Origin of the sequence: Streptomyces caniferus, assembly GCF_009811555.1 — a bacterium.
GTDB lineage: Bacteria > Actinomycetota > Actinomycetes > Streptomycetales > Streptomycetaceae > Streptomyces > Streptomyces caniferus.
Genome location: NZ_BLIN01000005.1, coordinates 3,252,912 through 3,278,459 on the forward strand (window position 1 = coordinate 3,252,912; position 25,548 = coordinate 3,278,459).

Below are 25,548 nucleotides of genomic sequence, written 5' to 3' on the forward strand. Positions count from 1 at the left end.
GTCGCCCCGGCCCGCCCTTGCTCCTCAGTGCTCATCGGCATCACCGTCCCGGCGGCGCAGTCGCAGGCGGAGCCGGAGCAGTTGGCCCGCGATGACCAGGATGGCGCCACCGGCCAGCACCAGGCCGACGGCCGACGTGCTGCTCAGCTCGCCTCGCGACGAGGCCTCGGCGGGCGCCTCGGGGCGGACGGCCGGAGCAGGCGCGGGAGCGGGGTGGATTGCCGGAGCGGGGAAGGCGGACGGAGCGGGAGGGGCGGCCGCGGCGAGGGGGACGACCCGAACGCCGTGGACGACCGGAGCGGGATGGACATGCGGTATCGCCTCCGCGAAGGCCGCCGGTCGGATTCGGATGGTGACCTGCCCGGTGTGGCGGCCGGTGCCCCGCAGGGCGACCGCGGCCCCGGGGGCGGCCGGGGCGGGGGCGACGGAGACCGTTGTGGTCCCGGTGGGGCGTGCGTCCGCGCCGTACGCGGGCGGCATCGTCACCGCGCAAGCCGCGACCGCGGCACAGAAAGCAAGTTGCCGTGAGCGCATGGTGAACCTCCGATAAGTCCGAAGGTCCGCCCGCACGAGCCCGGCCGCATCCGGTGCGGTCCGAGGCTGCGCCGTTCGGGTGGGAGCCCGGGGCCGCGGGGCCGGCCGGCGGCGTCAGGGACGGCCGCCGGCGTCGGGGACGGCCGAGGGGGGCGGGGCGCCGCCCGGCCGCACCCCGCCCCACCCCCTCTACCTCATACGCCCGGGACGCCGCCCAGGCCCCTCACACCGCTCACACCGCTCACGCCCCTCACACCAGGTCGATGAGGTCCGCGATCGAGTCCACTACACGGGAGGGCCGGAACGGGTGCCGGTCGACCTCCTCGGGGCGGGTCAGTCCGGTCAGGACGAGGAAGGTCTCCATGCCCGCCTCCAGACCTGCCAGCACATCGGTGTCCATCCGGTCGCCGATCATCGCGGAGGTCTCGGAATGCGCGCCGATGACATTGAGCCCGTGCCGCATCATCAGCGGGTTGGGCTTGCCGACGAAGTACGGATCGACGCCCGTCGCCTTGGTGATCAGCGCGGCCACCGAACCGGTCGCGGGCAGCGCGCCCTGCGGGGAGGGACCGGTCTCGTCGGGGTTGGTGGCGATGAACCGCGCGCCTTCGTTGATCAGCCGGATCGCCTTCGTCAGCGCCTCGAAGCTGTAGGTGCGGGTCTCGCCGAGGACGACGTAGTCCGGGGAGTGGTCGGTCAGGACGTAGCCGATGTCGTGCAGGGCGGTGGTCAGGCCCGCCTCCCCGATGACGTACGCGGTGCCGCCGGGCCGCTGGTCGTCCAGGAACTGGGCGGTGGCCAGCGCGGACGTCCAGATCGACTCCCACGGCACGTCCAGCCCGATGCGGTTCAGGCGGGCGTGCAGGTCACGCGGGGTGTAGATGGAGTTGTTGGTCAGCACGAGAAAGGGCTTGCCCGACTCGCGCAGCCGCTTGATGAAGGCGTCCGCCCCGGGGACCGGAATGCCCTCGTGCATCAGGACGCCGTCCATGTCGGTGAGCCATGACTCGATCGGCTTGCGCTCTGCCACTGCCGGACTCCTGCCGTACGTGTTGACCAGGGGCGCCGGCCGACTCCCGCACACGCCGTGGCCCACGCGAGTGCCTCCACGGCGTCGTACACACGGCCGACGCCCCCACCCTAAGTCAGCGGGCGGCACCCCCGACCCTCGCGCTCGCCCCGGATCTTCCGCCCCACCACGCCCGGCACCTCGGCTCTCGGCGCTCCGCAGTGGGCCGGTCTGCTGTCGCCGGGAGAGAGCGAGAGGTCCCCGCCACCTCATGCCGGGGCCGGCCCAACGCGCCCGGCCGCGAGGCCGGTCCGCCGCCGTCCGAACAGCGGCGCCAGCACCAGTTCCGCCGCCCCGTCGGCGACCACCCGGGCACCGCCGCGGGCGAGCGCCACCGGCACCGGTTCCCCGGCCCGGCCGCGGGTGCGCGCCTGCTCGGCGAGCACCCCGGCCACGCCTTTGAGGAACACCTCGGGGTGCTCCAGCACGGTCCGCCCGCCGAGCAGCAGCCGGTCGATGTCCAGCAGCTCGACGAGGTTGGCGGCGCCCACGCCCAGCGCCCGCGCCGCACCCGGCAGATCGCCGCGGGCCACCGCCGCGAGGCACAGCGCCTCGATGCAGCCGCGCCGCCCGCAGCCGCAGCGCGGCCCGTCCCACTGCACGGTCTGGTGGCCGAATTCGCCGGCGCCGGTGCGCGGGCCGCGGTAGAGGCCGCCGTCCAGGACGAGCCCGGCGCCCAGGCCGGTGCCCAGGTGGAGGTAGCCGAACGAGCCGGGACCCGCCGGTATCCCCTGGGCGAGGCCCAGCGCCGCCGCGTTGGTGTCCTTGTCGACGACGACGGGCAGGCCGAGCCGTTCGGCGAGCGCGTCCCGCAGGGGAAAGCCGTCCCACCGGGGCGCGCCGGTGACCCGGTGCAGGACGCCGGTGGTGTGGTCCAGCGGGCCCGGGCAGGCCGCCCCGGCGCCCAGTACGGGCGGGCCGCCGGCCTGTGCGCGCAGCGCGGCGACCTCCCGTTCGACGGTGGCGAGCACCTGACCGGCACCCTCCTCGAAGGCGAGCGGGGCACGGCGTACGGCGACCGCTTCGCCCGCGAGGTCGGCGAGGACGGCGGTGAGCTCGTCGCGGTCGAGGTGCAGTCCGACGGCGTGCCGGGCGCCGGGGACCAGCCGCAGGACGGTGGCGGGCTTGCCGCCGGTGGAGGCGCGGCGGCCCGCCTCGGCGACCAGGCCGTCGGCCCGCAGCCGGGCGGTGATCTTGCTGACGGCCTGCGGGGTCAGCCCGGTGCGGCCGGCGAGCTCCCGCCGGCTGACCCCCTCCTCGCCGGCCGCGCGCAGCAGCCCGAGCACCAGCGCGGCGTTGTGGTCGCGCAGGGCGGGGAGGTTGGCGCCCGGAGGGCCGGCGACGCCGTCGTGGGAGAGATCGTTGCTGCTCACCCACCCATTGTCCGCATCGCTTGCACTTTGGCAACACCGTTGCTTAAGTGGGTCCCATGAGCGAGATGAGCGACTCCACCGGCACCGCCGCCCCCCACGACCCGCTCCGCGTCGGCCTCATCGGCTACGGCCTGGCGGGCTCGGTCTTCCACGCGCCGCTGATCGCGGCCGCCGAGGGCCTGCAGCTCGACACCGTCTCGACCTCCGACCCGGAGCGGCAGGCGCAGGCCCGCGCCGAGCATCCGGGGGTCCGTACGGTCGACACCCCCGAGGCGGTGCTCGCCCGCGCCGCGGACCTCGACCTGATCGTGCTGGCGACGCCGAACAAGACGCATGTGCCGCTCGCCACCGCCGCCCTGGAGGCCGGCCTGCCGGTGGTGGTCGACAAGCCGCTGGCCGCGACCGCCGCCGAGGCCGAGAAGCTCGCCGCGCTCGCCGGGGACCGCGGCCTGCTGCTCTCCGTCTTCCAGAACCGCCGCTGGGACAACGACTTCCGCACCGCCCGCAAGCTGATCGAGGACGGCGCGCTCGGCGACGTCTACCGCTTCGAGTCCCGCTTCGAGCGCTGGCGGCCGCAGCCCAAGGGCGGCTGGCGCGAGTCCGGCGACCCGGCGGAGATCGGCGGACTGCTCTACGACCTCGGCAGCCACCTCGTCGACCAGGCGCTGGTTCTCTTCGGCCCGGCCGTCTCCGTGTACGCCGAGTCCGTCGTCCGCCGCCCGGGCGCGGAGGCCGACGACGACTCCTTCATCGCCCTCACCCACGCCGGCGGCGTCCGCTCCCACCTGTGGATGAGCGCCACCACCGCCATGCTCGGCCCGCGCTTCCGGGTGCTGGGCAGCCGGGCGGGCTATGTGAAGCACGGCCTGGACCCGCAGGAGGCCGCGCTGCGCGAGGGCCGCCGGCCCGGCGACGAGAAGGGCGAATGGGGCGTGGAGCCGGAGTCCCACCGGGGCCGGCTCGGCGCCGGGTCGTCCCCGCAGTCCGGTGGCGGCGAGCAGGTGCCGACGCTGCCGGGCGACTACCCCGCCTACTACGCCGCGATCGCCCGGGCGCTGCGCGAGGGCGGCCGGCCGCCGGTGACCGCCACCGAGGCCGCGGCCGCGCTGCGCGTCCTGGAGGCCGCCAGGCGCTCGGCCGCGGAAGGCCGCACGGTCCGGATCGTGGGCTGAATCCCACGTTTTTGTCTTTCCCGCCGTTGCTCCCCCACTGCCTAAAGGGCGTGGGGGAGCAACGGCGAACAACCCCCACGGCGGGCCGGCCGACAACGTGGGAAAAACTACGCGTCGCGCAGGCGCTGACGCTGCCGGCCCAGGCCGTCGATCTCCAGCTCCACGACGTCACCGGCCCGCAGGTACGGCTTGGGTTCCGGGCGGCCCATGGCGACGCCGGCCGGGGTGCCGGTGTTGATGACGTCGCCCGGGTAGAGGGTCATGAACCGGCTGACGTAGCGGACCACTTCGGCCACCGGGAAGATCTGCTCGGCGGTCGTGCCGTCCTGTTTCAGCTCGCCGTTGACCCACAGCCGCAGGCCGAGGGCCTGCGGGTCCGGCACCTCGTCGGCGGTCACCAGCCACGGCCCCAGGGGGTTGAACGTCTCGCAGTTCTTGCCCTTGTCCCACTGGCCGCCGCGCTCGATCTGGAAGGCACGCTCGGAGACGTCGTGCGCCACCGCGTAGCCGGCCACCGCCGCCAGCGCCTCGTCGTCGCTCTCCAGGTAGCGGGCCGTACGGCCGATGACGACCGCCAGCTCCACTTCCCAGTCGGTCTTCACACTGTCCCGCGGGACCAGCACGGTGTCCTCGGGTCCGACGACCGTGTCCGGGGCCTTCATGAAGAGGATCGGCTCCTCGGGGGTCGCGGCGCCCGTCTCCCGGGCGTGGTCGTGGTAGTTCAGCCCGATGCACACGATCTTGCCGATCCGGGCCAGCGGCGGGCCGGTGCGCAGCCCGGCCGCGTCGAGCGGCGGCAGGTCACCGGACGCGGCCGCGGTGCGGAGGCGCGCCAGTGCCGCGTCGTCCGCGAGCAGCACCGGGTCGATGTCCGTGACCAGGCCGGACAGGTCCCGCAGGACCCCTGTTCCGTCGAGCAGCGCCGGGCGTTCCGCCCCCACCGTGCCGACACGCAGCAGCTTCATCGGTTCCACTCCCGTGGTCGAAGGGTCGGCCCCGGAAAGGGATTTCCCGGGCCGGCCGATGGGGGACGGCCATCGAGCGATTTGGTCGATCCTCCAAGAACGGGGTCCAGTCCACAAGACCCCGTTCACGGACTGGACCGTTACCGAGTGGTAGTGACGACCTCTCCGGGAGCCGTGCCGGCCTGCGGCTGCGCACCGTCGGCCGGGCGGGTCCTCGCCCGGTCCCCGGCCCGGGAGTTGGCCCTCGCACGGGCCGCCCGCTGCCGGGCCGCGCGGCTCTTCGGCGCGCCCTTCCGGTCCGTGCGCTGCGGCGCCGGACGCTGCTGCGGGGCGCGGGTGCCCGACGCCCCGTCAGCCGGTGCGTCCACCGGCCGCGCGGACGGAGCCGGCTTCCCCTCGGCGGCCGCCGTGGTGGCCGCGTCCCGGTCGCCTCGGCGCCGGTCCCGCTGCAGCAGCGCCCGCTCGCACGCCGTCCAGGTCGTCGTCGTCACCATGTAGAGGCCGGCGGCCAGCGGCACCACGGCCACCGTGATCAGCGTGCCGAAGGACAGCAGCGGCATCACCTTGGCCATGGAGGCCATCCCGGGCAGCGCGGCACTGCCGCCCGCGGCCGGCTGCGGGGCCTTGGCCATGGTTGCCCGGGCCCGCCGGAAGTTCCAGGTGGCGACCGCCGCGATCAGCACGAACAGCACGAGGTAGACCCGACCCTGCGGCCCGAAGACCCCGCCGTCCGCCAGCGCCCCGCTCCAGTGACCGCCGAGCGGCGCCCCCAGCAGCGTGTGGTCCAGGAGGCCGCCGCCCCCGGTGGAGAACAGGTGGTACATCACGAAGAAGACGGGCAGTTGCAGCAGCGTCGGCAGGCAGCCGGCCAGCGGCGAGGAACCGGTCTCGGCGTACAGCTCGGACGTCGCCTTCTGCAGCCGCTCGGGGTTGCCCTTGTGCTTGCGCTGCAGTGCGGCGAGCTGCGGGGCGAGCGCCGTACGGGCCTTCTCGCCGCGGGCCGCGGCGCGGGCGAGCGGGTGCAGCGCGGCACGGACGCCGAGGGTGCACAGAACGATGGTGGCGGCCATGGCCGCGGTGCCGAAGAGCGGGGCGATCGCCTCGGCGCCGTGCGCCAGCGCGTCGCCGAGAAAGCCGAACATGGACATGGGTGAGCCCTCCACGGGTCTCGTCGTGCCGGGATGTGGATTCGGCGTGACGAGCCGCGCGGACGCGGAATGCGGTGCGGTGACCGGACCGGATGCGGTGCGGTGAGCGGACCGTGCGCCTACGCGGCCGTCGGGAGGGGACGGCCCGGTGCTCGGGGGCGCGGGCGGCCGGCCGCGTCGGGATCACGTTGGGACAGGAAGGCCGTACGCCGCTCGCGGTCGCGCAGGGCCGTACGGATCCGGCCCGGTGGCAGCGGCCGGGCGCAGGCCGCGATCAGGAAGGCGCGGCACAGCAGCAGCAGTGCGCCGGTGGTCGCGGCGGCGGTCAGGGCGGTGGTGAGCCCGGTCTGCGTGAGCAGGAACCCGGCCAGGACGAAGAGGAGCGCCGAGGTGTACAGACGCCACATGTCGACGATGCGGTACATCCGGCGCCCTCCTCAGGTTGTCCGGTCGTCAAGACTTATCGGCTTCCGCTCAAGAGTAGCCACAGATCTGGGCAGCCGGGAGACCGGCCGATAACTTGCCCCCCTGCCGTCGGGACGGCGGCGGACCAGGGGGACCAAGGGGGAACACCTAGGAGGTGCTGTGCGCGACATCAGCGTTCCGGCCGTCGCGGCTCCACTGCGGACCGGCGGTCTCGCCGACTCCGTTTTCGACACCGCCGACCACCAGCCGGATTTCGCTCAGCTCGCACGCCGCGACGCCCGAGCGTCCGGCGGCTGGCAGGAGGTGTCCGCGGCGGAATTCCGGGACGAGGTCATGGCCCTGGCCAGGGGGCTGCTGGCGGACGGGGTGCGGCCCGGCACCCGGGTCGCGCTGATGTCCCGTACGCGCTACGAGTGGACGCTGTTCACCTATGCGCTGTGGGCGATCGGCGGACAACTCGTACCGGTCTATCCGACCGCATCGGCCGAGCAGCTGCGCTGCATTCTGGTCGGGGCGAAGGTCACCGCGATCGTCGTCGAGAACGAGGCGCAGGCCATGACCGTGGCCGAGGCCTGCAACGAGCGGTCCACGCTGCGCCGGCTGTGGCAACTGGACCTGGACTGCGTCCGGCGCCTGACGGAGGAGGGCACCCGGCTGCCCGAGGCGGATGTGCACCGGCTGCGGCACCTGGTCTCCCCGGACGGGGTCGCCGCCATCGTGTACACCTCGGGGACCACCGGGCGCCCGCGCGGCTGCGTGATCACCCACGCCAATCTCGCCGCCGAGTGCGACACCCTCTACGCGGGCTGGGGCGGGCTGCTGGCCGCGCCGGGCGAGCGCCCGTCGCTGCTGGCCTTCCTGCCGTTCGCGCACATCTACGGGCTGATGGTGCAGGTGGCCTGTCTGCGCGGCGGGGTGAAGCTCGCCCATCAGCCCGATGTGACGTCGGAGGAGCTGCTGCCGGCCCTCGCGTCGTTCCGTCCGACCTTCCTGTTCGCGGTGCCGTACGTCTTCGAGAAGATCTGTACCCGCGCCCGGCTGGCCGCGGAGGCGGCGGGCCGGCGGCGGACGTTCGACGCGGCGATGACGGTCGCGGTGCGCTACGCGGAGGCGCTCGCCGAGGAGGCGCGGGGCACCGGGCGCGGGCCCGACCCGTTCCTGCGGGCCCGGCACGCGCTCTACGACCGGCTGGTGTACTCCCGTATCCGGGAGACGCTGGGCGGCCGGGTGCGGACCGCGGTCTCCGGCGGCTCACCGCTCTTCCGTGAGCTGGGGCTGCTGTTCGCCGGGATCGGTATCACCGTCTACGACGGCTACGGCCTGACGGAGACCAGCGGCGCGATCACCGTGCAGCCGCCCGGCAGGGTGCGGTTCGGGACGGTGGGCCGCCCGCTGCCGGGCAGCGCGGTGCATCTGGCGCTGGACGGCGAGGTGTGGGTGCGCGGTCCGGTGGTGTTCGCCGGGTACCTCGACGAGGGCGACACACCGGGCAGCGGGCTGTACGACGGCTGGCTGCCGACCGGTGACCTGGGCCATCTGGACGAGGACGGCTATCTCGTCATCACCGGCCGCAAGAAGGACATCATCATCACCAGCAACGGCAAGAGCGTGGCCCCGCAGGGGCTGGAGCAGCGGCTGTGCGCCCATCCGCTGATCTCGCAGTGCGTGGTGGTCGGCGACAACCGGCCCTACGTCACCGCGCTGATCACGCTGGACCCCGAGGCGCTGGCGCACTGGCGCAAGCTGCGCGACGAGCCCGGCCCGGACAGCACCGCGCCGTCGCCGGAGGAACAGCTCCAGGCGGAGGTGCGGCGGGCGGTGGCACGGGCCAACGCGTCGGTGTCGCGGGCCGAGTCGATCCGCGCCTTCCGGGTGCTGCCGGGCGAGTTCAGCCAGGAGTCCGGGCTGATGACGCCGTCGCTCAAGCTGCGGCGGGCGGCGATCGTCCGGACGTACGCGGCGGACATCGACGCCCTGTACGCCGAGGGCAAGCGCGAGGAGCCCGGCTCCCGCCGGGACCGCCGCAGATGGGCCGCGGCAGGGCTGTACGCGCGCTGAGCGCAGGACGGAAGCACGCTGGACGGGCCCGGCCGGGCATACGGAAATCCGGCGCACGTCACCCGTTCCCCCGGCCGGGCCCGCCCGCGGCACGGTAGCAGCGCCGCGGCGGGCCCGGCCGTTATTTGTCCGTGCGTGAGGACCCGGGCCCGCGGGCCCGGTGCGGCACTTAGCGTCCGGTGGGATTCCAGTAGTGACGAACCGGGAGGCCGTGTGCGGTCCATCCTCAGCAATTCCGCAACATCCGGGCGGACCATCGCCACCGGACTGGTGGTAGCCGCGCTCGTGGCCACGCTCGCGGCGCTGCTGCTGCCCGTCCAGCTCTTCGGCGAGTCCGCGGCCGCGGCGACCACCACGCTCACGTACGACGACGACGGTGGCGGCACGGTCGAGACCCGCTACGGTCCGCTCACCGCGATGGACCGGGACTTCGTGCGCAAGGTCAAGCTGGCCGGGCTGTGGGAGCTGCCCTCGGGCCGGATGGCCCAGCAGCGCGGGACGACCCCCGCCGTCCGCACGGCCGGCAACCACCTCGTGGCGGGACATACCGAGCTGGACCGGCGGTCGAACGAGGCCGGGCAGGCGCTGGGCGTCGACCTGCCCACGGAGCCCAACGTCGCCCAGCAGGGCTGGCTCGGGCAGCTCAAGGCCGCCCAGGGAAAGGAGTTCGACGCGACGCTCGCCGAGTTGTTGCGCCGGGCCCACGGCAAGGTCTTCGGGCTGGTCGCTCTGGTCCGCGATCAGACCAAGAACACGATGGTGCGTGCCCTGGCGGACCGCGCCAACAGCGTCGTGCTGGACCACATCACGGTCCTGGAGAAGACCGGGAACGTCGACTTCAACACCCTGCACAGCAGCTGACCGCACGCGGTTCCCGGTTGTGCGGATACGCCCCCGACCCCGGTGAACCCCACCAGGACGACACCCCTCACATCGGACGAAGCGAAGTGATCTCATGAGGCAACGGCAACAGGCCCATAAACGCTCGCGTTTGACGAACAGAATGCTCATCGGCGCCACCGCCCTCCTGCTGGGCGGCGGTGGGCTCGCCGCGTACGCCACCACGGCGCTGGCGGGCAACAGCACCACCTCCGGCGCGACGTCCGGCCATCAGCACACCGCGGCGGCCGCCTTCACCATCTCCTGCCCCGATGTGGGCGAGCGGCTGCGGACCGTCCCGCGCAGCGCCCAGCTCCCGGTCTCCAAGGGACTGTCGGCCCTCGACAAGCAGGTGCACGACGCGTACCACAAGATGATGGGCGGCAGCGGTAGCGCCGTCATGTCGCCGCTCAAGGCGCAGCGGGAGAAGACCATCAGGATGATGGTCACGGCGATCGCCAAGAACACCAAGCGGCCGGGCTACCTGCTGAAGATGAGCGGCTGTACCACCAAGCCCGTCAACGAGGGCGCCGGGGCCGGCGGCAACGATTCCACGAAGACCGTGAAGGAGGGCTGGTACCAGGGTCAGAACCAGACCCAGAACCAGACCCAGGACCAGCAGCAGAGCCAGCAGCCGGGCCAGGACCCGAACCAGCAGGGTCAGGACCCGAACCAGAACGGCGGCCAGCAGGGCCAGGCCGGCGGCCCCTCCCCCGACGACTTCGTCGACATCACCACCGTCCAGCCGAACGCGGACGCCCCGCCGTTCGCCGCCCCCAAGGGGGGCAACGCCTCCACCGGCACCTTCACCACCGAGTGCGGCCGCAATGAGGACGGCCACTTCAACTCCGACAACGTCATCGTGACGCCGGGCGTCAGCAACGGCGCGCACCACACCCACGACTACGTCGGCAACAAGGCCACCGACGCCTTCGCCGACGACAACAAGCTCGCCGCCTCCGACACCACCTGCAACAACGGCGACCAGTCCACCCACTACTGGCCGGTGCTGCGCAAGCTGGACGGGAACGCGGAGCAGAAGCCGGGCGCCGCGCAGGACGCCAACGTCGGCACGACGCTGACCCCGGCCACGGTGACCCTGAAGTTCCGCGGCAGCCAGGTCGGCCAGGTCGAGGCCATGCCGCGCTTCATGAAGATCATCACCGGTGACGCCAAGGCGTTCACCAACGGCACCAAGAACGCCAACGCCTCCTGGAGCTGCACCGGCTTCGAGGACCGGCAGCTGAAGGACAAGTACCCGCTGTGCCCGCAGGGCTCGCAGGTCGTGCGCACCTTCGCCTTCCAAAACTGCTGGAACGGCCGGGACATCGACAGCGGCAACCACCGCGACCACGTGACGTTCTCGGACCAGAACGGCGTCTGCCCCAACGGCTTCAAGGCGATCCCGCAGCTCACCCAGCGGATCACCTACGACGTCCCGCAGGGCGACAGCTTCGCGGTGGACAGCTTCCCCGAACAGCTGCACAAGCCGGTGACCGACCACGGTGACTTCATCAACGTGATGCCCGACCAGCTGATGAGCAAGGCGGTCGACTGCATCAACAGCGGCCGCAACTGCACCTGAGGCCCGCAGCCCCTTGGGGGATCTCCCCCAAGGGGCGCACCGCGGGCCCCCGGGCCATGACAGTGCGGCGGCCCCGACCCGGATCTCCCGGGGGTCGGGGCCGCCGCTCTGCGCCGGGCTGCTGTCGGTGTACCGGAAGGCTCTCGCCGTACCGGCCGGCTGTCAGCTCAAGGGGCGCGGTGGTTCAACCGTCGGCTCTCAAAGGCCGTTGACACGGGCCTCACGGGCCACGCCCAGCGGGCGTATGGACGAGGCGACGGCCCGTGCGCGACGGCCGGCGCGTGCGCGGTAGCTGCGGACATGTGCCATCAGCCGGCGGCTGCGCAACGCCATCTCCAGCTCGAAGCGGGTGCGCGGATCGCGCAGCACCGGGCCGAAGAGCTTCTCGATCTGACGCAGGCGGTATCGCACCGTCTGGGGGTGCACATGCAACAGTTTCGCCGCCTCGGGCGCTCCGCCGCCCTCCAGCCACGCCAGCAGCGTGACTTCGAGCCGCTCGCTCTGCCGGGGCGTCAGCTCCTCCAGCGGGCCGAGCCAGCGGGAGGTCAGCGCGTCCGCCAGCGACTCGTCCTGGAGCAGCAGCAGCGCCGAGAGGTGGTCGTCGACGAACGCCGGCCGCGACTCCGGACCGACCCGGCCCGGGGCCAGCGTCAGCAGGTACCGGGCCCAACGCAGCGAGGACGCGGTGTCGGTGGCCGGTACGACGTGTCCGACCGCGGCCGGCCGGCCCTTGAGCGCCGCCTCCAGGCGGGCCCGGGTCTGGGTGGCCGGGTCGGGGACGAACAGGCAGGTGTACCCGTCGACGGAGCCGATGAGGGCGTGGCCGAGCGCCGCGGCGAGCTGCGCCGCCTCGGCGGGTGTGGCGAGCACGACGGCCTGGAGGGTGTCGGGGACCGGCCAGCCGGCCGCGCGGGCCAGGTCGTCCAATCCCTCCTCCGGCAGCTCTCGTTGTCCGGCGAGGACGTCGAACAGGTCCTGGCGGGCCCGGGCAACGGGCATCGGAGTCACCACGGACGGAACCGCCCTAGGTTTACTCTCCGACTCTTTTTGGTACCCAAGAACTGTCAGCAAGGCCTGTTCAAGCGCCCATTGTGCCTCTTCTACGGGAGTATCCCCGAGAAGTGCGGACAATGCGGGAAATCCGCGTTGCAACTCCGCGACCAACTTGTCGGCGAGATCCGGAAGTTCATTTCTGACTACCCGGTTCCACTCGCCTCGTGGACGCGACCAGATGCGGTTCAGGAGATCACACATCGCTACCTCGATCCTGGCGGGGATGCGGCTGTTACTGGGGATTGGCGCCCCCCGGGCGCCTGAGTCGGCATCATCCGGAGTCACCCCGCGCGACCGCGATGCCAGTGCAGGAATTTGTCACAGCGCGATAAACCTTACGAAAGCCTGAACACGTTCGGAGATGCTTTTACACATCCGGATTACGGCCCTGCGTATCCAACCGGTCACAGAATGTTTAGTGTTACCGGGGGTCACCCGAACAAAAGCCCCGGGCAAATTACGCCCCCGGGAGATTTCATCGAAATTCGCATCCCGCACCCGCGCCCTGACACCGGGAGGTCCGATGTCCGCACCGCGTATGCAGAGCCGCCGCGCCACGCACCGAGCCCGGCCCTCGCCGTTCGTGCCTCGCCCCCGGCGTCCCCCGAACGAACCCGGGCCGCCGGCCGGCCGACCGGCCGGCGGCTTCGCCGGAACTGCCATGCTCCGCCCGGCACTTCCGGCCTCACTGCTGCTCTTCCTCGCCGTCGTGCTGCACTCCGGCGCGATGGACGCCCTGCTGAGCTTCCTCGACTTCGGCGCCGGTGTGCTCGCGCTGGTCTCCCTGTCGGTCACCGTGCTGTGGGGCCTGGCCGCCACCGACCGGATGGTGCTGAAGTCCGGTCACCGGCTGCTCGCCCAGGCCGTGCACCGCGGCACCGGCATCGCCGGCCTCGGCTTCCTCGCCCTGCACATCTGGATCAAGATCGCCCAGGGCCACACCGATGCGACAGCCGCCGCGGTGCCCTTCACCGATGGCGCCCGCCCCGGCCTCATCGGCCTGGGCACCCTCGCCGCCTACGTGTTCATCGCCGTCGCGGTGACCGGCGCGGTGCGCGGCGCCTTCACCGGCATCACCGCCTCCCGGTGGTGGCGGGGCCTGCACATGAGCGCGTACGCCGCCTGGGGGTTCGCCCTGGTGCACGGCCTCAGGGCGGGCCGCCCCGCGGCCGGTTACGCCCTCGTCGGCTATGCCATCTGCCTCGTCGCGGTGGCCGTACGACTCGCGCTCCGGATGCGCGACTCACGCAGGAACACAGGAGAACTCCCATGACCGCCCCCGCTCCCACCCGCCCGCTCCCGGCCGTCCCCGGCCCTTCGGAGCCCGTACCGACGCTGGCATCCTTCGGCCCGCCGCGCCTGCTGGCCGGCCTGGACGAGGTGCCGCGCATGGACCGGGTGGCGCACCTGTCCCGGCACGGCAGCCTGCCCCAGCTCAACTCCACGGAGCTGGTGGCGCTGGCCGAGGACATCGATCTGCGCGGCCGGGGAGGTGCGGGCTTCCCCTTCGCCCGCAAGCTCACCGCCGTCATGGACGGGATGCGGCGCGCCGACGGCAAGGGCGCGGTGGTCGTCAACGGCAGCGAGGGCGAGCCCAGTTGCCTCAAGGACACCGCGCTGCTGCTGGGCGCCCCGCACCTGGTGATCGACGGCGCCCTGCTGGCCGCCGACGCCCTGGGCGCCCAGGAGGTCGCGCTCGGGGTGACCCGCATGGACGTACTGAACTCCGTGCAGCGGGCCATCGACGAACGCGGTCCGGTGCGGCCGACGTTACGGGTCACCCTGCTCACCGAACGGTTCGTCACCGGCGAGGGCTCCGCGATGACGAACGGGCTGGGCGGCGGCCCCGGCCTCCCCTCGGGCCGCAAGATCCGCTCCAGCGAGCGCGGCCTGAACGGTGTGCCGACGCTGCTGTCCAACACCGAGACCTACGCCCAGCTCGCCGTGGCCGCCAGGCTCGGTGCGCTCGGCTACCGCTCGGTGGGCCTGCCCACGGAGCCCGGCACGCTGCTGCTGACGGTCGCCGGCAGCCGGGTGGTGGAGGTGCCCTACGGCGTCTCGCTGGCCCGGGTCCTGGCGCTGTGCGGCATGGACCAGGGGCAGGGCGTGCTGATCGGCGGCTACCACGGCACGTTCGTGTCGCCCACCGACTCGCTGACCGCGGCGCTGTCGAAGGAGTCGCTGGCCGAGTACAAGGCGGTGCTCGGTGCCGGTGCGGTGCTGCCGCTGCCGTACGACACCTGCCCGGCGGGCGAGACGGTACGCGTCGCGCAGTGGATGGGCGCCGAGTCGGCCGGCCAGTGCGGCCCCTGCGTGCTGGGCCTGCCCGCGCTCGCCGAGCAGCTCGACCGCGCCGTACGGGGCGGCGGTGCCGCCGCTCTGGAGGCCGTACAGGCGCGGATGCGGGCGGTCGAGAAGCGCGGCGCCTGCAGCCATCCGGACGGCACCGCGCGCTTCGTGGCGTCGGCCCTCGCCGCCTTCCCCGAGGAGTTCGAGCGCCATGCGCAGGGGTTCGGCTGCGGCCGCCCGGTGACCGGCGCGCTGCCGGTCAGCGAGACCCTGCCGCTGCCGTCCACCGTCCCCCTGCCGATGCCCACCGTCTCCCGGGTGGTGGCGCCGCCGCAGGAACGGCTGCTGGTCGACTGGACGCTGTGCCGCGGCCACGGCCTGTGCGCGGACGTGGTGCCCGGCATCATCAAGCTCGGCCCGGACGGCTACCCGGAGAAGGCCAGCATGCCGCTGCCGGCCCGGATGCGGCGCCGCGCGCAGCTCGCGGTCCGCCGCTGCCCGGCACTCGCGCTGCGGGTGCAGGGCGGCAACTGACGGTCCGGGCACGGTTTTTGCCCGCGGAGAAAATTCTTCGGCACCGTTGAACGCCCGGCACCCCGTAGCCCGTATTCCCCCGGCGACGGCACCCCGCCGGGGGCCCCGGGCCCCCAGGGCACCGGGCCACCGTCCCAGCCCTCACCTCAGCAAGCGACGGAACCACCACCCGACAGAGGAGACATCATGATCACTCGACGTCGTGCGGGTCTCGCGGCCACGGCGGTCGCGACCCTGGCCCTGACCGCCGCCTGCGGCAGCAGCGGCAACCAGAGCGCGGGTACCCCCACCACCGACAACGTCCAGCCCGCCGGCCAGGGCACCAGCGACTACGGCTACGGCTCCTCGGGCTCAGGTTCGGGCTCCGCCGGCGGCTACGGCGGCCAGGCGGGCGGCGACAACGGCGGCAAGGCCCCGCAGGCCGTCAGCGCCGGCACACTGGCCCTGCACCAGGACACCGAGCTCGGCCCGGTCGTCACCGACTCCAAGGGCATGACCCTCTACCGCTTCGACAAGGACACCGCGGACCCGTCCAAGTCCAACTGCTCCGGCTCCTGCGCCACCACCTGGCCGGTGGTCCCCTCCGACGGTGCCAGCGCCCCGGCCGGCATCGACAAGAGCAAGCTGGGCTCGGTCACCCGCGCCGACGGCACCAAGCAGCTCACCATCGGCGGCTGGCCCGCCTACCGCTACGCCAAGGACACCAAGCCCGGCGACACCAAGGGCCAGGGCGTGGGCGGCACCTGGAACGCGCTGGCCGCCGACGGCAAGAAGGCCGGCACCCAGAAGCCCGGCGACGTCTCGGTGTTCGACCACCCCCAGCTCGGCTCGCTCCTCGTCGACGGCCAGGGCCGCACCCTCTACCGCTTCAACAAGGACAGCGCCTGGCCGATGAAGTTCGGCTGCAACGACGCCTGCCTGGACACCTGGAAGCCCGCCAAGCCGGCCGACCGCTCCAAGCTCAACGGCATCGCCCCCAAGCTCATCTCCACCGTCACCCGCCCCGACGGCACCCGTCAGCTGGCCGTCGACTGCTGGCCCGTCTACTGGTTCACCGGCGACAAGCAGCCCGGTGACATCAACGGCCAGGGCAAGATGGGCCTGTGGTTCGCGGTCTCCAAGGAGGGCAAGAAGATCACGACGACGCCGTAGGGCCGGCCGTCCCGCCCTGCGAGCCCGCACCGTCCCGGGGAAACTCGTCGTCCAGCGCCAGCACCTCGGCGTCCGGCCTCTCGTCCGTATCGCGCGGCCCCAGCCAGGTGACCCCAAGCGCCACCGCCACGTTCACGGCGAGCGAGACGAGCCCCGCGTTCATCCCCCAGACCGGGTCGTGTCCCCCGAAGACCAGGACACAGACGAGCGCAAAGCCCGCCACCAGGCCGCTCACCGCGGCGCGGAGCGTCAGCCGTCGCCACACCAGCCCCAGCAGCAGCATCGGCACGAGCTGTGCCATGCCCTCGTACGAGATCAAGGAGAGTCGGACGAGGGTGTCGGGGGCGGTGTAGGTCAGCGCCAGCGCCAGCGCCCCGGCCACCACCACGACCAGCTGCGACCACAGCTTCTGCCGCCCGCCCGCCGTCCGCCGCCCTCCGTCCCCGGCAGCCTCCCCGGCCTCCCCTTCGCCGGGGACCGAGCGCGCCCCCAGCACGCTCCTCCCCCACATCGTGCCGATGACCAGCATGAACACGGCCATCGGCACGATGGAGGAGAGGGCGGCGGCCACCCCGATCAGCCCCACGGCCCAGGCCGGAAGGGAGTCCACCACCAGCTTGAACAGCGCGAGATTGGAGTCCGCGCCCACCAGCCCGGGCACCACGAACAGCGCGGCCATCCCCAGCAGCATCGGCACGAACAACAGCACGTTGTAGAACGGGAGGTAGAGGGCGTTGCGGCGCAGCACCTCGGCGTTGCGGGCACCCAGATAGCCCGCCACGGTCGTCGGGAAGATCACCACCGTGAGGGAGTTGACGACGGTGGTGGTGACGAACCAGACCGGGCCCAGTCCGCCCGACGCATGGCCCGGGAAGGTCAGCCACTGCGGCCGCTCGGCGACGATTTTGTGCAGGAACGGCCCGTAGCCGTCGAAGTAGTGCAGCGGCACATAGACCGCGAGGAAGCCGAGGGTGCCGATGACGAGGACGTCCTTGAGCACCGACACCCAGGCACTGCCGCGCAGCCCACTGATCACGACGAAGCCCGTGGTGACGGCGAAGGCTATGAAATAGGCCCAGTTGAGGCTGATGGCACCGTAGGAGATGGTCGAGACGACCACGCCCATGCCGGTGATCTGCAGCTGGATGTACGGCAGCAGGCAGACGGTGGCCAGCAGGGCGACGGCGGCGCCGAGCCAGGGCGCCCGGTAGCGGTGCGCCACCATGTCGGTGATCCCGACCAGGTGGTGCCGGCGGGCGTAGGACCACAGCATCGGCCCGACGACGTACCCGAGCGCATAGCCGCAGGACATGTAGGCCAGGACGTAGAGCACCGGGGCGCCGAAGTTGTAGCCCCAGCCGGCCGCGCCGAGGTAGCTGAAGCTCGTGTAGCTCTCACCGGCCATCAGCACCCAGATGAAGACGGTCCCCAGGCTCCGGCCGCCCACCGACCACTCGGCGAGTCCCCCGCCGGAACCGCGGCCGCGCACCGCGAGCAGGCCGAGGGCGACGGTGAGCACCATGAAGACGCCGAAGACGGCGGTGGAAACGGTGGCGTTCATCCCCGGCCCCGCTTGAGGTCGGCGCGCCGCGCCAGCCACACCGCCAGCGGTGTCGCCAGCGTCGCCACGAGCATCCAGAAGAACAGGAACGGCAGGCCGAGCACCGTCGGTGTCACCCGGTTCACCAGCGGCAGCACCGCCAGGAAGAGCACATACGGCAGCAGCAGCCACAGCAGCGCGGGGCGCTTTCTCGAACCCGGGGCCCGCCCTGGGGAGGTGTCGTTTCGCACGGGGCGAGAGCCTAGGCGACGCGCGGCGGCCCTCACCGTGACTGTGTCGACCGCAACACGCCCCAGACCACCAGCCGGTAGGCCGAGGTGTACTCCGGCGTACAGGTCGTCAGGGTCAGATAGGCGCCCGGCGCCGTGAAGCGCTGGGCGGGGTGCACGCTGCTGTACGGGACGGCGGCGAGGACGGTGCCGTCGGCGGGTGTGGTCCGCGGCAGGGTGCGCCGGACCACATAGGTGTAGCGGGCCCCGGCGGTGTCGAGGAGGACGGTGTCGCCGGTGCGCAGCCGGTCCAGGCGGCGGAACGGCTCGCCGTGGGTGTTGCGGTGCCCGGCCAGTGCGACATTGCCGGCCTCGCCGGGCTGGGCGCTGTGCGGATAGTGGCCGACATAGCCCTTGTTGAGGACCGCGGCCTTGCCGACGCCCTCGGCGACCGGGGCGGTGAGACCGATCCGCGGGATGCGCAGGACCGCGTACGCCCGGTTCCGCGGCGGCGCCGGGGACCGGCCGGCGGCGCGGCGGGCGGAGGTGCCGGGCGACGGGCCGCCCCGCCCGGTCCGCGCCGCCGCTCCCTCGTCGTCACCGGGCGCCGGGGGCGCGGCGGGTGACGGCGCCCGGGCGTCCCACTGCCGCTCCAGCCGGTCCACCTGGTCGTCCGCCGCGTGCTGCGCCTGACGGTTCGTCCACCACAGCTGGTGGACGACGAGGAGCAGCAGGACGGCGCCGAGCGTCACGGCCAGCTCCGCACCCGTCCACAGCGCCCGCGCGGCACGGGAGCGACGGGTCCGTCGCCCCTGTACGACCACCGGTATCCGCTCCCGCACGCGGGCACCGTAAGCCCTGCGGGCCGAAGCCACCAGAGGCGCGCACGCCCGGCCCCGGACCGGGGGTCAGCCGCCGAAGGCCTGCGAGACGGCGTAGATGGCCAGTCCGGCCAGGGCGCCGACGACGGTGCCGTTGATCCGGATGAACTGCAGATCCCGGCCGATGTGCGCCTCGATCTTCTTCGAGGTGTGTTCGGCGTCCCAGCCGGCGACGGTGTCGGTGATCAGGGAGGTGATCTCGCTCTGATAGGTCGTCACCACATAGACGGCCGCGCCCTCCAGCCAGCCGTCCACCTTCTCCTGCAGCCGCTTCTCGTCGGACAGCCGCCGGCCCAGGGACAGCAGCGCCGCCCGTACCCGCAGCCGCAGTTCGCTGCGCTCGTCCTCGGCCGCGGCGACGATCATCGCGCGCACCGAGCCCCAGGCCGAGGCGATCAGGTCCTGCACCTCGCCGCGCCCCAGCACCTCGGACTTCAGCCGCTCGACCTTGGCCCGGGTCGCCGGGTCGGACTGCAGGTCGTCCGCGAAGTCCCGCAGGAAGCGGTCGATGGCGCCGCGCGCCGGGTGCTCGGGCATGTCCCGCATCTCGGTGACGAAGCGCATCAGCTCCTTGTAGACCCGGTCGCCCACCTTGCGGTCGACGAACCGCGGGGTCCATCCGGGCGCGCCGCCGGAGACCGCGCTCATCACGGAGTCGCCGTGTTCGACCAGCCAGTCGTGGACGCGGGCGACGAGCAGGTCCACCACCCGCTTGTGGCCGCCCTCGGCGACGATCTTCTCCAGCATCGTGCCGATCCCGGGCGCGATCTCCTGGGCGTCGGCGCGGCGGGTGATGGCCTCGCCGACCACCGCCTGCACATCGGAGTCGCGCAGCACGGTCAGCGCGCCGCGCAGCGCCGTGGAGACCTCGGCGGTGACCCGGTCGGCGTTCCGGGGCTCGGCGAGCCAGCCGCCGACCCTGCGGCCGATGCCGACCGAGCGCAGCCGACGGCGGACGACCTCGCCGGAGAGGAAGTTCTCGCCGACGAAATCACCCAGACTCTGCCCCAGTTGGTCCTTTTTGGTGGGAATGATCGCGGTGTGCGGAATCGGCAGCCCCATCGGCCGCTTGAACAGCGCGGTGACCGCGAACCAGTCGGCCAGCGCGCCGACCATCCCGGCCTCCGCGGCCGCCGCGACGAACCCGGTCCAGCCGCCCGCCCCGGACGCCCCGGCCCACTTCGCCAGGACGTAGACCAGTGCGACGGCCAGCAGCAGGCCGGTGGCCAGCGTCTTCATCCGGCGTACGGCGCGCCGCCGCTCCTCGTCGGCGGCGCCGTAGGCGAAGCCGCCGGCCGGTGCGGGCCGGCCCGCCGGCGCCACGCCCGGCGCCGACGCCCGTTCCGCATCCGGCGCCATGTCCGCGTTTGTGCGTTCCATCCGCTCCACCGCTCCCACCGTGCCCCCGCCTCCATCCGGACCGGCCGGCTCCGCAGACCGGCCGCCGGTCCGGCCGTATATCCCACTGTGACCTACTCCTGGAACGAACCACGAGTTCCCCGCGTCCATGCCAGGGAGGCATCGAGCGGGGCGCCGGGCGGCGCCCCGGAGGTCCGTGGGATCATGAGAGACCGATCGGACCGCAACGGTGCCGCTGATCATCCGCTGCCCTTGCCCGCCCGGAGCGTGCAGCTCCGCTTTACCCAGGAGACCCCTCCCGCATGAAGAAAAGTGTGGGTTACTCCCTGCTCGCCGGTCTGGCGGCAGTGGTGGTGCTGATCTCGACCGCGATATTCGTCGGCTTCGGCGGCGACGACGGCGGGCTCGGCAGTTCCTCGCACAAGCCACGCGACCCGGCCGCGCCGGCGGTCTCCGGGCAGTGGGTCGGCACCTGGTCGGCGGCCGCGGCGGCGGCCGAGCCCGGCACCCTGAACGGCTACGCGGGGATGTCGATACGCAATGTCGTGCACACCAGCGTCGGCGGCGCGGGCGTCCGCATCCAGCTCTCCAACCTCTACGGCACCCGCCCGCTGGTGGTGAGCCATGCCACCCTGGCGCTGGCCGCGGCCCCCAGCAACCCCACGGCCGCCGACGGCACCATGCGGCGGCTGTCCTTCAACGGCAAGCCCGCGGTGACCATCCCGGCGGGCGGCGCGGTCACCAGCGACCCGACCCGGCTGAAGGTGCCCGGCGACGCGGACCTGCTGGTCACCACGTACTCCCCGTCCCCCTCGGGGCCCGCCACCTACCACCCGTACGCCCGGCAGACCTCCTACCTGGCGCGCGGCGACCGGGCCGAGGACGCCACCGGCGCGGCCTACACCGAGCAGAGCCCGTACTGGCGCTACCTGACCGGTGTGGACGTGTGGAGCACCCAGGCCCGCGGCTCGGTCGTGGCGATCGGCGACTCGATCACCGACGGCATCACCTCCACCGCGGGCGCCAACCACCGCTGGACGGACTTCCTCGCGGCCAGGCTGCGCAACGAGCCGGGCGCGCCCCGCTACGGCGTCCTCAACCAGGGCATCAGCGGCAACCGCCTGCTGGTCAACGGCTCCCGGTTCTCCCCGAACAACGGGCCCAGCGTGCTGTCCCGCCTGGAGCGCGATGCGCTGTCACGCACCGGTGTGAAGGCAGTGATCGTCGAGATCGGTCTGAACGACCTGTTCAAGACCCCGCGCCAGCTCGACCCGCAGAAGATCGTCGCGGGGATGCGGGAGATCGTCCGCCAGGCGCACGCCCGCGGGCTGCGCGTCACCGGCAGCACCCTTACCCCGTTCGGGGGGCACCGCGGTTACTCCACCCTGCTGAATTCGGTGCGCGAACGGGTCAACCACATCATCCGCTCCGGCACCGTCTACGACGAGGTCGTGGACTTCGACAAGGCGCTGCGCGACCCGTCGATGCCGGTGCGGCTGCGGCCCTCCTACGACTCGGGCGACCATCTCCACCCGAGCGACGAGGGCTTCCGGGCGATGGCCGACGCGGTGAACCTCGCCCACCTCAAGCTGGCCGCGCCCGCCGCGCTGTAACGCGAACGGAGCAGGCGCCGCCGCCTCAGTCCCCCTCCTTGCGCGGGTGGGGCTCCAGGCGGCGGCGCTCCTCCTCCTTCAGGCGCCGCTTCTCGGCCTTGAGCAGCTTGCGCTCGACGCCGACGCCGCCCATCAGCGCCAGCCCGGTGACGATCACGCGGGGCGCACCGGGCTCGCCCGGCACCCCGTCCTCGCGCGAGTCGAAACCGCCCATGATGCCCAGGCCGCGCACCTCGACGTCGACGCCCGGCGGCACCACGATGTTGACCCCGCCCATGACCGCCCAGCAGCTGATGACGATCTCGGGCCCGGCGAAGTCCGCCTCGCGCAGATCGATCTCGCCGCCGCCCATGAGGCAGACCGCGGTGAAGCGGCGCCCGATCGTCCACCGGCCCTTGCGCTGGAAGCCGCTCATCACGGCGAGGCCGGCCGCGGACCCCCGCGCGCCGTCCACGATCCGCTCCGCCCAGAGCGTCGGCGCCGCGCCCTCCTTGCGCAGCGACAGCGGGGCCGAACCCGCGGCGGCCACCGGCAGATCGGCGGTGAGCGGCTCCAACTCCCCGTAGGTGCGGGCCCGGTAGGCCGCATCGAGCCGCTCGTCGAACTCCTCCATCGCCAGCCGCCCTTCCGCGACGGCATCCCGCAGGATCTCCACGACCCGCTCGCGGTCGGCGTCGGAAGCGCGCAATTCCGGGAGGTCTTCAGTCATACGGACACATTAGAGGGCGCGGCTCGCGTTGCCCCCGCATTGTCCGGTATCCGGCCGCTTCCGGCTGCTCGCGTACAGCTCGGCGATCACGGCCTCGATGTCCGGTTCGCGCACCGACAGGTCCACCAGCGGATAGCGCGCGGCGACCGCCGCGACCAGCGGCGCCGCGCTCTGCGACGCCGGGAACGCCAGCCACTGCCGGGGCCCGTCCACCTTGACCGTACGGGCGCCCGGTACACCCTCGATCGGGGGCAGTTGCCGCTCCAGGTCCACCACCAGCGTCCGCTCACCGGCACCGGCCGCCCGCAGCCCGTCGAGCCCCCCGTCGTAGACCAGCCGGCCGTGGTCGATGACCATCACCCGGCGGCACAACTGCTCGATGTCGGTGAGGTCGTGCGTGGTCAGCAGGACCGTGGTGCCCCGCTCGGCGTTCACCTCGCGCAGGAACTCGCGCACCTTCGCCTTGCTGACCACGTCGAGGCCGATGGTCGGCTCGTCGAGATACAGCACCTCGGGGTCGTGCAGCAGCGCCGCCGCGAGATCGCCGCGCATCCGCTGCCCCAGCGACAACTGCCGTACCGGTACGGCCAGCAGCGGGCCCAGGTCCAGCAGCTCGACACAGCGCTCCAGGTTGGCGCGGTAGACGGCATCCGGAACCCGGTACATCCGCCGCACCAGCTCGTAGGAGTCCTTCAGCGGCAGGTCCCACCACAGGGTGGTGCGCTGCCCGAAGACCACCCCGATCCGGCGGGCGAGCCGGGTCCGCTCGCGGTCGGGGTGCCCCCTGCGCAGCGCGGACCCCCCGGTTCGGGCGTCGCCGGGAGCCCGGGAGCGGAGCCGGGAGCCGGGCGAGGGGTCGATGCCCGCGATCCGCAGCCGGCCGCCGCTGGGCACCAGAATGCCCGTCAGCATCTTGATGGTGGTGGACTTCCCGGCACCGTTCGGGCCGATGTAGCCGACCATCTCGCCGCGCGGCACCTGGAAGGAGATGCCGTCCACGGCCCGGACCTCCTGCCGCACCCGCCGCAGCCGGCCCGCCTTGCGCCGCACCGAGAAGACCTTCTCCAGGCCGTCCACCTCGATCAGCGGCTCCGCCCCGGCACTGTCGCTGCTCACCCGTCCTCCTCCGTCGTCCCTGTTGCGGTCGCCCCTCGATGCCGCGTCAACTGCCGGTGCTCCGGTAGGCCCGGAGCCCCAGCCGCCACGCCAGCCCGGCCCCCGTACACATCAGCGCCGCCACCACGGGCCCCAGGAAGTCCACCCAGCCCGGCAGGCCCAGCGGATCGGGGCGGCCCAGCAGCCGCAGGGCGGGCAGCCAGTTCACAAAGGCCAGCGGGACGAGGAAGGTGACCCCGCGCACCAGCTCCTTGGCGAACACCGTCGGCGGGTACTGCAGCATCGCGTTGCCGCCGTAGGTGAAGGAGTTCTGCACCTCGGCCGCGTCCTGCGCCCAGAACTGGAAGGCGGCGCCCGCCGTGAAGACCGCCGCGAAGATGGCCGCTCCGCACACCGCCATCAGCGGCACCATCAGCACCCGGCCCACCGTCCAGTCCACCGGGAGCCGGGGCAGCGACCAGCCGAGCACCAGCAGCGCCTGGGTGAGCCGGCCCAGCCTGCGCAGCGCGAAACGGTCCGCCGCGACCTGCGCGAAGACCGGGGCGGGGCGCAGCAGCAGGACGTCGAGGGTGCCGTCCCGCACCCGCCGGCCCAGCCCCTCGATGCTGCCCAGCAGCAGATCCGCCAGGCCCAGCGACACTCCGGACGTGCCGTACAGGAAGGCCACTTCGGGCAGCGAGAATCCGCCGAGGGCGTCGATCCGCGAGAACATCAGCATGATCGCGACGAAGTCCAGCGCGTTGGCCGCGAAGTTGCCGAACGCCATCATCAGGAACGAGGCCCGGTAGGCGAGGGCGGAGCGCACCCACATCCGCACGATCAGCCCGTACGCCAGGAGCCCCTGCGCGATGCGGCCCCCGCCGTCGGTCCGGTCCCCCGGTCTAGCCACCGTGCACCACCACCTTGCGGGTCGCCGCCGACTGCACCAGCCGCCCCAGCGCCAGCAGCGCCACCGCCCACGCGGCCTGGAACACCAGACCCCCGAGCACCGCGCCGCCACTGCGCGCACCCACCAGCACATCGGCCGGCACCTGCAGGATCGCCGCCCAGGGCAGCAACTGGGCGACCTCGCCCAGCGCGCCGGGGAAGACCCGCAGCGGCAACAGCATCCCCGAGAAGAACATGCAGGCCAGGCCGCTGATCAGGGCGAGCCCCGCACCGTCGAGGAGCCAGAACGACGCCAGGGCGACGAGATACCGCAGCGTGAAGCTGACCAGCACCCCGAGCAGCACCGACAGCAGAAAGCCGCCCCAGGTCGGCGCATCGCCGGGCAGCGCGAGCGGAAAGGCCAGCGCGCCCACCGCCATCGGCACCACCCCGCGCCCGATCAGCTGCAGCCCGGCCCGCCCCAGATCCGCGGCGAGCCACCACAGCTGCAGATCCGCGGGCCGGTAGAGGTCCACCGCGATGTCGCCGGTACGGATCCGCTCCTGCAGCTCGTCCAGGCCGCCGCCGCCCATCAGCCCCGTGGTGGCCAGCAGCGCCTGCCCGGTCCACACGAAGGCCAGCGCCTGCGCCTGGTCGTAGCCGCCCAGATGCGGCCGCTCGTCCCACAGCGCGATGTACGTGAAGGCGACGATGAAGCCGAAGACGGTGTTGGTGAACACGCCCGCCACGGTGGCGATGCGATAGGTGGCGTACCGCCGGAAGCTGCCGGCCGCCACCGCGATGTACCACACGACGCTCTTCCCCCAGCCCCGTAGTGTCGGACGGCCAAAGCACCGGAGCCTAGGCCCCGGGCGCGGCAACCCGCCATCGCTTTATCACCGCTTCGGGTGAGGCATGGGCGCCGTTCGGCCGGTCAGCTGGCGGACTTCGGTGCGCGCCACCCCGTCTGACCGGGGCCCAGGATGCGAGAGTTTC

Annotated in this window: 23 protein-coding genes; 8 read left to right on the forward strand and 15 right to left on the reverse strand. The window is 72.8% G+C overall.

The annotated features are described in order from the left end of the window. Positions 1-24 precede the first annotated feature (24 nt). The 3 genes from Scani_RS30755 to Scani_RS30765 all read right to left on the reverse strand — a co-directional run bounded on the left by Scani_RS30755 (position 25) and on the right by Scani_RS30765 (position 2,976). On the reverse strand, positions 25-486 hold the full coding sequence (locus Scani_RS30755; protein ID WP_159481032.1) for a hypothetical protein: 462 nt from the start codon (positions 484-486) through the stop codon (positions 25-27). Between the two features lie 298 nt (positions 487-784). Beyond that, complete coding sequence (locus Scani_RS30760; protein WP_159481033.1) at positions 785-1,564, reverse strand: HAD-IIA family hydrolase; 780 nt, start codon at positions 1,562-1,564, stop codon at positions 785-787. A gap of 248 nt (positions 1,565-1,812) precedes the next feature. Next, on the reverse strand, positions 1,813-2,976 hold the full coding sequence (locus Scani_RS30765) for an ROK family transcriptional regulator (protein WP_159481034.1): 1,164 nt from the start codon (positions 2,974-2,976) through the stop codon (positions 1,813-1,815). Positions 2,977-3,032: 56 nt separating this feature from the next. Here Scani_RS30765 and Scani_RS30770 point away from each other — a divergent pair, with 56 nt between their 5' ends. Then, the gene (locus tag Scani_RS30770) at positions 3,033-4,148 is read left to right on the forward strand and encodes a Gfo/Idh/MocA family oxidoreductase (RefSeq protein ID WP_371872394.1); all 1,116 of its coding nucleotides are present in this window, start codon (positions 3,033-3,035) and stop codon (positions 4,146-4,148) included. A gap of 107 nt (positions 4,149-4,255) precedes the next feature. Here Scani_RS30770 and Scani_RS30775 read toward each other — a convergent pair whose 3' ends face one another. From Scani_RS30775 to Scani_RS30785, 3 genes are all read right to left on the reverse strand, one after another. Next, positions 4,256-5,113 carry a fumarylacetoacetate hydrolase family protein gene (locus Scani_RS30775; RefSeq protein ID WP_159481035.1) on the reverse strand — a complete coding sequence of 286 codons (858 nt, stop codon included), beginning with the start codon at positions 5,111-5,113 and terminating at the stop codon, positions 4,256-4,258. 140 nt (positions 5,114-5,253) lie between these two features. Next, the gene (locus Scani_RS30780) at positions 5,254-6,261 is read right to left on the reverse strand and encodes a YidC/Oxa1 family membrane protein insertase (protein WP_159481036.1); all 1,008 of its coding nucleotides are present in this window, start codon (positions 6,259-6,261) and stop codon (positions 5,254-5,256) included. Positions 6,262-6,380: 119 nt separating this feature from the next. Then, positions 6,381-6,686, reverse strand: coding sequence for a DUF6412 domain-containing protein (locus tag Scani_RS30785; RefSeq protein WP_159481037.1), 306 nt, complete (start codon positions 6,684-6,686; stop codon positions 6,381-6,383). 160 nt (positions 6,687-6,846) lie between these two features. Here Scani_RS30785 and Scani_RS30790 point away from each other — a divergent pair, with 160 nt between their 5' ends. From Scani_RS30790 to Scani_RS30800, 3 genes are all read left to right on the forward strand, one after another. Then, the gene (locus Scani_RS30790; RefSeq protein WP_159481038.1) at positions 6,847-8,745 is read left to right on the forward strand and encodes an AMP-dependent synthetase/ligase; all 1,899 of its coding nucleotides are present in this window, start codon (positions 6,847-6,849) and stop codon (positions 8,743-8,745) included. Positions 8,746-8,958: 213 nt separating this feature from the next. Further along, complete coding sequence (locus Scani_RS30795) at positions 8,959-9,606, forward strand: DUF4142 domain-containing protein (protein WP_159481039.1); 648 nt, start codon at positions 8,959-8,961, stop codon at positions 9,604-9,606. Between the two features lie 142 nt (positions 9,607-9,748). Beyond that, positions 9,749-11,209: a DUF1996 domain-containing protein gene (locus Scani_RS30800; RefSeq protein ID WP_159482473.1), complete on the forward strand. Its 1,461-nt coding sequence runs from the start codon at positions 9,749-9,751 to the stop codon at positions 11,207-11,209. Positions 11,210-11,407: 198 nt separating this feature from the next. Here Scani_RS30800 and Scani_RS30805 read toward each other — a convergent pair whose 3' ends face one another. After that, entirely contained in the window at positions 11,408-12,208 is an 801-nt protein-coding gene (locus Scani_RS30805) for a PucR family transcriptional regulator (RefSeq protein ID WP_159481040.1), read from the reverse strand. Between the two features lie 715 nt (positions 12,209-12,923). Here Scani_RS30805 and Scani_RS30810 point away from each other — a divergent pair. The 3 genes from Scani_RS30810 to Scani_RS30820 all read left to right on the forward strand — a co-directional run bounded on the left by Scani_RS30810 (position 12,924) and on the right by Scani_RS30820 (position 16,237). Next, complete coding sequence (locus Scani_RS30810; RefSeq protein ID WP_159481041.1) at positions 12,924-13,535, forward strand: hypothetical protein; 612 nt, start codon at positions 12,924-12,926, stop codon at positions 13,533-13,535. Further along, positions 13,532-15,085, forward strand: coding sequence for an NADH-quinone oxidoreductase subunit NuoF family protein (locus Scani_RS30815; protein ID WP_159481042.1), 1,554 nt, complete (start codon positions 13,532-13,534; stop codon positions 15,083-15,085). The genes Scani_RS30810 and Scani_RS30815 overlap by 4 nt, the downstream gene beginning before the upstream one ends. Positions 15,086-15,271: 186 nt before the next feature. Next, positions 15,272-16,237: an SCO0930 family lipoprotein gene (locus tag Scani_RS30820; protein WP_159481043.1), complete on the forward strand. Its 966-nt coding sequence runs from the start codon at positions 15,272-15,274 to the stop codon at positions 16,235-16,237. Here Scani_RS30820 and Scani_RS30825 read toward each other — a convergent pair. From Scani_RS30825 to Scani_RS30840, 4 genes are all read right to left on the reverse strand, one after another. Next, positions 16,221-17,798: a sodium:solute symporter family protein gene (locus Scani_RS30825; RefSeq protein WP_159481044.1), complete on the reverse strand. Its 1,578-nt coding sequence runs from the start codon at positions 17,796-17,798 to the stop codon at positions 16,221-16,223. The two genes, Scani_RS30820 and Scani_RS30825, sit on opposite strands and share 17 nt — an antisense overlap. Then, positions 17,795-18,028, reverse strand: coding sequence for a DUF3311 domain-containing protein (locus Scani_RS30830; RefSeq protein ID WP_159481045.1), 234 nt, complete (start codon positions 18,026-18,028; stop codon positions 17,795-17,797). Before Scani_RS30830 ends, Scani_RS30825 begins: the two co-directional genes overlap by 4 nt. A 32-nt stretch (positions 18,029-18,060) precedes the next feature. After that, the gene (locus Scani_RS30835; protein ID WP_246296247.1) at positions 18,061-18,849 is read right to left on the reverse strand and encodes a class E sortase; all 789 of its coding nucleotides are present in this window, start codon (positions 18,847-18,849) and stop codon (positions 18,061-18,063) included. A gap of 66 nt (positions 18,850-18,915) precedes the next feature. Continuing rightward, complete coding sequence (locus Scani_RS30840; RefSeq protein WP_371872396.1) at positions 18,916-20,268, reverse strand: DUF445 domain-containing protein; 1,353 nt, start codon at positions 20,266-20,268, stop codon at positions 18,916-18,918. Positions 20,269-20,549: 281 nt separating this feature from the next. On the opposite strand from Scani_RS30840, the gene Scani_RS30845 reads away from it, so the two are divergent. Next, positions 20,550-21,860: an SGNH/GDSL hydrolase family protein gene (locus tag Scani_RS30845; RefSeq protein ID WP_159481046.1), complete on the forward strand. Its 1,311-nt coding sequence runs from the start codon at positions 20,550-20,552 to the stop codon at positions 21,858-21,860. 25 nt (positions 21,861-21,885) lie between these two features. Here Scani_RS30845 and Scani_RS30850 read toward each other — a convergent pair whose 3' ends face one another. The 4 genes from Scani_RS30850 to Scani_RS30865 form a co-directional block, all read right to left on the reverse strand. After that, positions 21,886-22,569, reverse strand: a complete 684-nt coding sequence (locus Scani_RS30850) for a DUF1707 SHOCT-like domain-containing protein (RefSeq protein ID WP_159481047.1) — start codon at positions 22,567-22,569, stop codon at positions 21,886-21,888. 9 nt (positions 22,570-22,578) lie between these two features. Continuing rightward, positions 22,579-23,685: an ABC transporter ATP-binding protein gene (locus Scani_RS30855; protein WP_159481048.1), complete on the reverse strand. Its 1,107-nt coding sequence runs from the start codon at positions 23,683-23,685 to the stop codon at positions 22,579-22,581. A 46-nt stretch (positions 23,686-23,731) separates the two neighbouring features. Next, positions 23,732-24,496 carry an ABC transporter permease gene (locus Scani_RS30860; protein WP_246296456.1) on the reverse strand — a complete coding sequence of 255 codons (765 nt, stop codon included), beginning with the start codon at positions 24,494-24,496 and terminating at the stop codon, positions 23,732-23,734. 70 nt (positions 24,497-24,566) lie between these two features. Beyond that, a complete protein-coding gene (locus Scani_RS30865; RefSeq protein WP_159481050.1) occupies positions 24,567-25,364 on the reverse strand; it encodes an ABC transporter permease in 798 nt (265 codons plus the stop codon). Positions 25,365-25,548: the final 184 nt, after the last annotated feature.

What these genes read in the sequence shown, in the direction of transcription:
- Scani_RS30860 (WP_246296456.1), bottom strand. Translation starts at nt 24,496, where the DNA reads ATGTGGGTGCGCTCCGCCCTCGCCTACCGGGCCTCGTTCCTGATGATG.
- Scani_RS30780 (WP_159481036.1), bottom strand. Translation starts at nt 6,261, where the DNA reads ATGTCCATGTTCGGCTTTCTCGGCGACGCGCTGGCGCACGGCGCCGAG.
- Scani_RS30815 (WP_159481042.1), top strand. Translation starts at nt 13,532, where the DNA reads ATGACCGCCCCCGCTCCCACCCGCCCGCTCCCGGCCGTCCCCGGCCCT.
- Scani_RS30840 (WP_371872396.1), bottom strand. Translation starts at nt 20,268, where the DNA reads ATGGAACGCACAAACGCGGACATGGCGCCGGATGCGGAACGGGCGTCG.
- Scani_RS30850 (WP_159481047.1), bottom strand. Translation starts at nt 22,569, where the DNA reads ATGACTGAAGACCTCCCGGAATTGCGCGCTTCCGACGCCGACCGCGAG.
- Scani_RS30810 (WP_159481041.1), top strand. Translation starts at nt 12,924, where the DNA reads ATGCTCCGCCCGGCACTTCCGGCCTCACTGCTGCTCTTCCTCGCCGTC.
- Scani_RS30845 (WP_159481046.1), top strand. Translation starts at nt 20,550, where the DNA reads ATGAAGAAAAGTGTGGGTTACTCCCTGCTCGCCGGTCTGGCGGCAGTG.
- Scani_RS30820 (WP_159481043.1), top strand. Translation starts at nt 15,272, where the DNA reads ATGATCACTCGACGTCGTGCGGGTCTCGCGGCCACGGCGGTCGCGACC.
- Scani_RS30770 (WP_371872394.1), top strand. Translation starts at nt 3,033, where the DNA reads ATGAGCGAGATGAGCGACTCCACCGGCACCGCCGCCCCCCACGACCCG.
- Scani_RS30805 (WP_159481040.1), bottom strand. Translation starts at nt 12,208, where the DNA reads ATGCCCGTTGCCCGGGCCCGCCAGGACCTGTTCGACGTCCTCGCCGGA.
- Scani_RS30785 (WP_159481037.1), bottom strand. Translation starts at nt 6,686, where the DNA reads ATGTACCGCATCGTCGACATGTGGCGTCTGTACACCTCGGCGCTCCTC.
- Scani_RS30775 (WP_159481035.1), bottom strand. Translation starts at nt 5,113, where the DNA reads ATGAAGCTGCTGCGTGTCGGCACGGTGGGGGCGGAACGCCCGGCGCTG.
- Scani_RS30800 (WP_159482473.1), top strand. Translation starts at nt 9,749, where the DNA reads ATGCTCATCGGCGCCACCGCCCTCCTGCTGGGCGGCGGTGGGCTCGCC.
- Scani_RS30825 (WP_159481044.1), bottom strand. Translation starts at nt 17,798, where the DNA reads ATGAACGCCACCGTTTCCACCGCCGTCTTCGGCGTCTTCATGGTGCTC.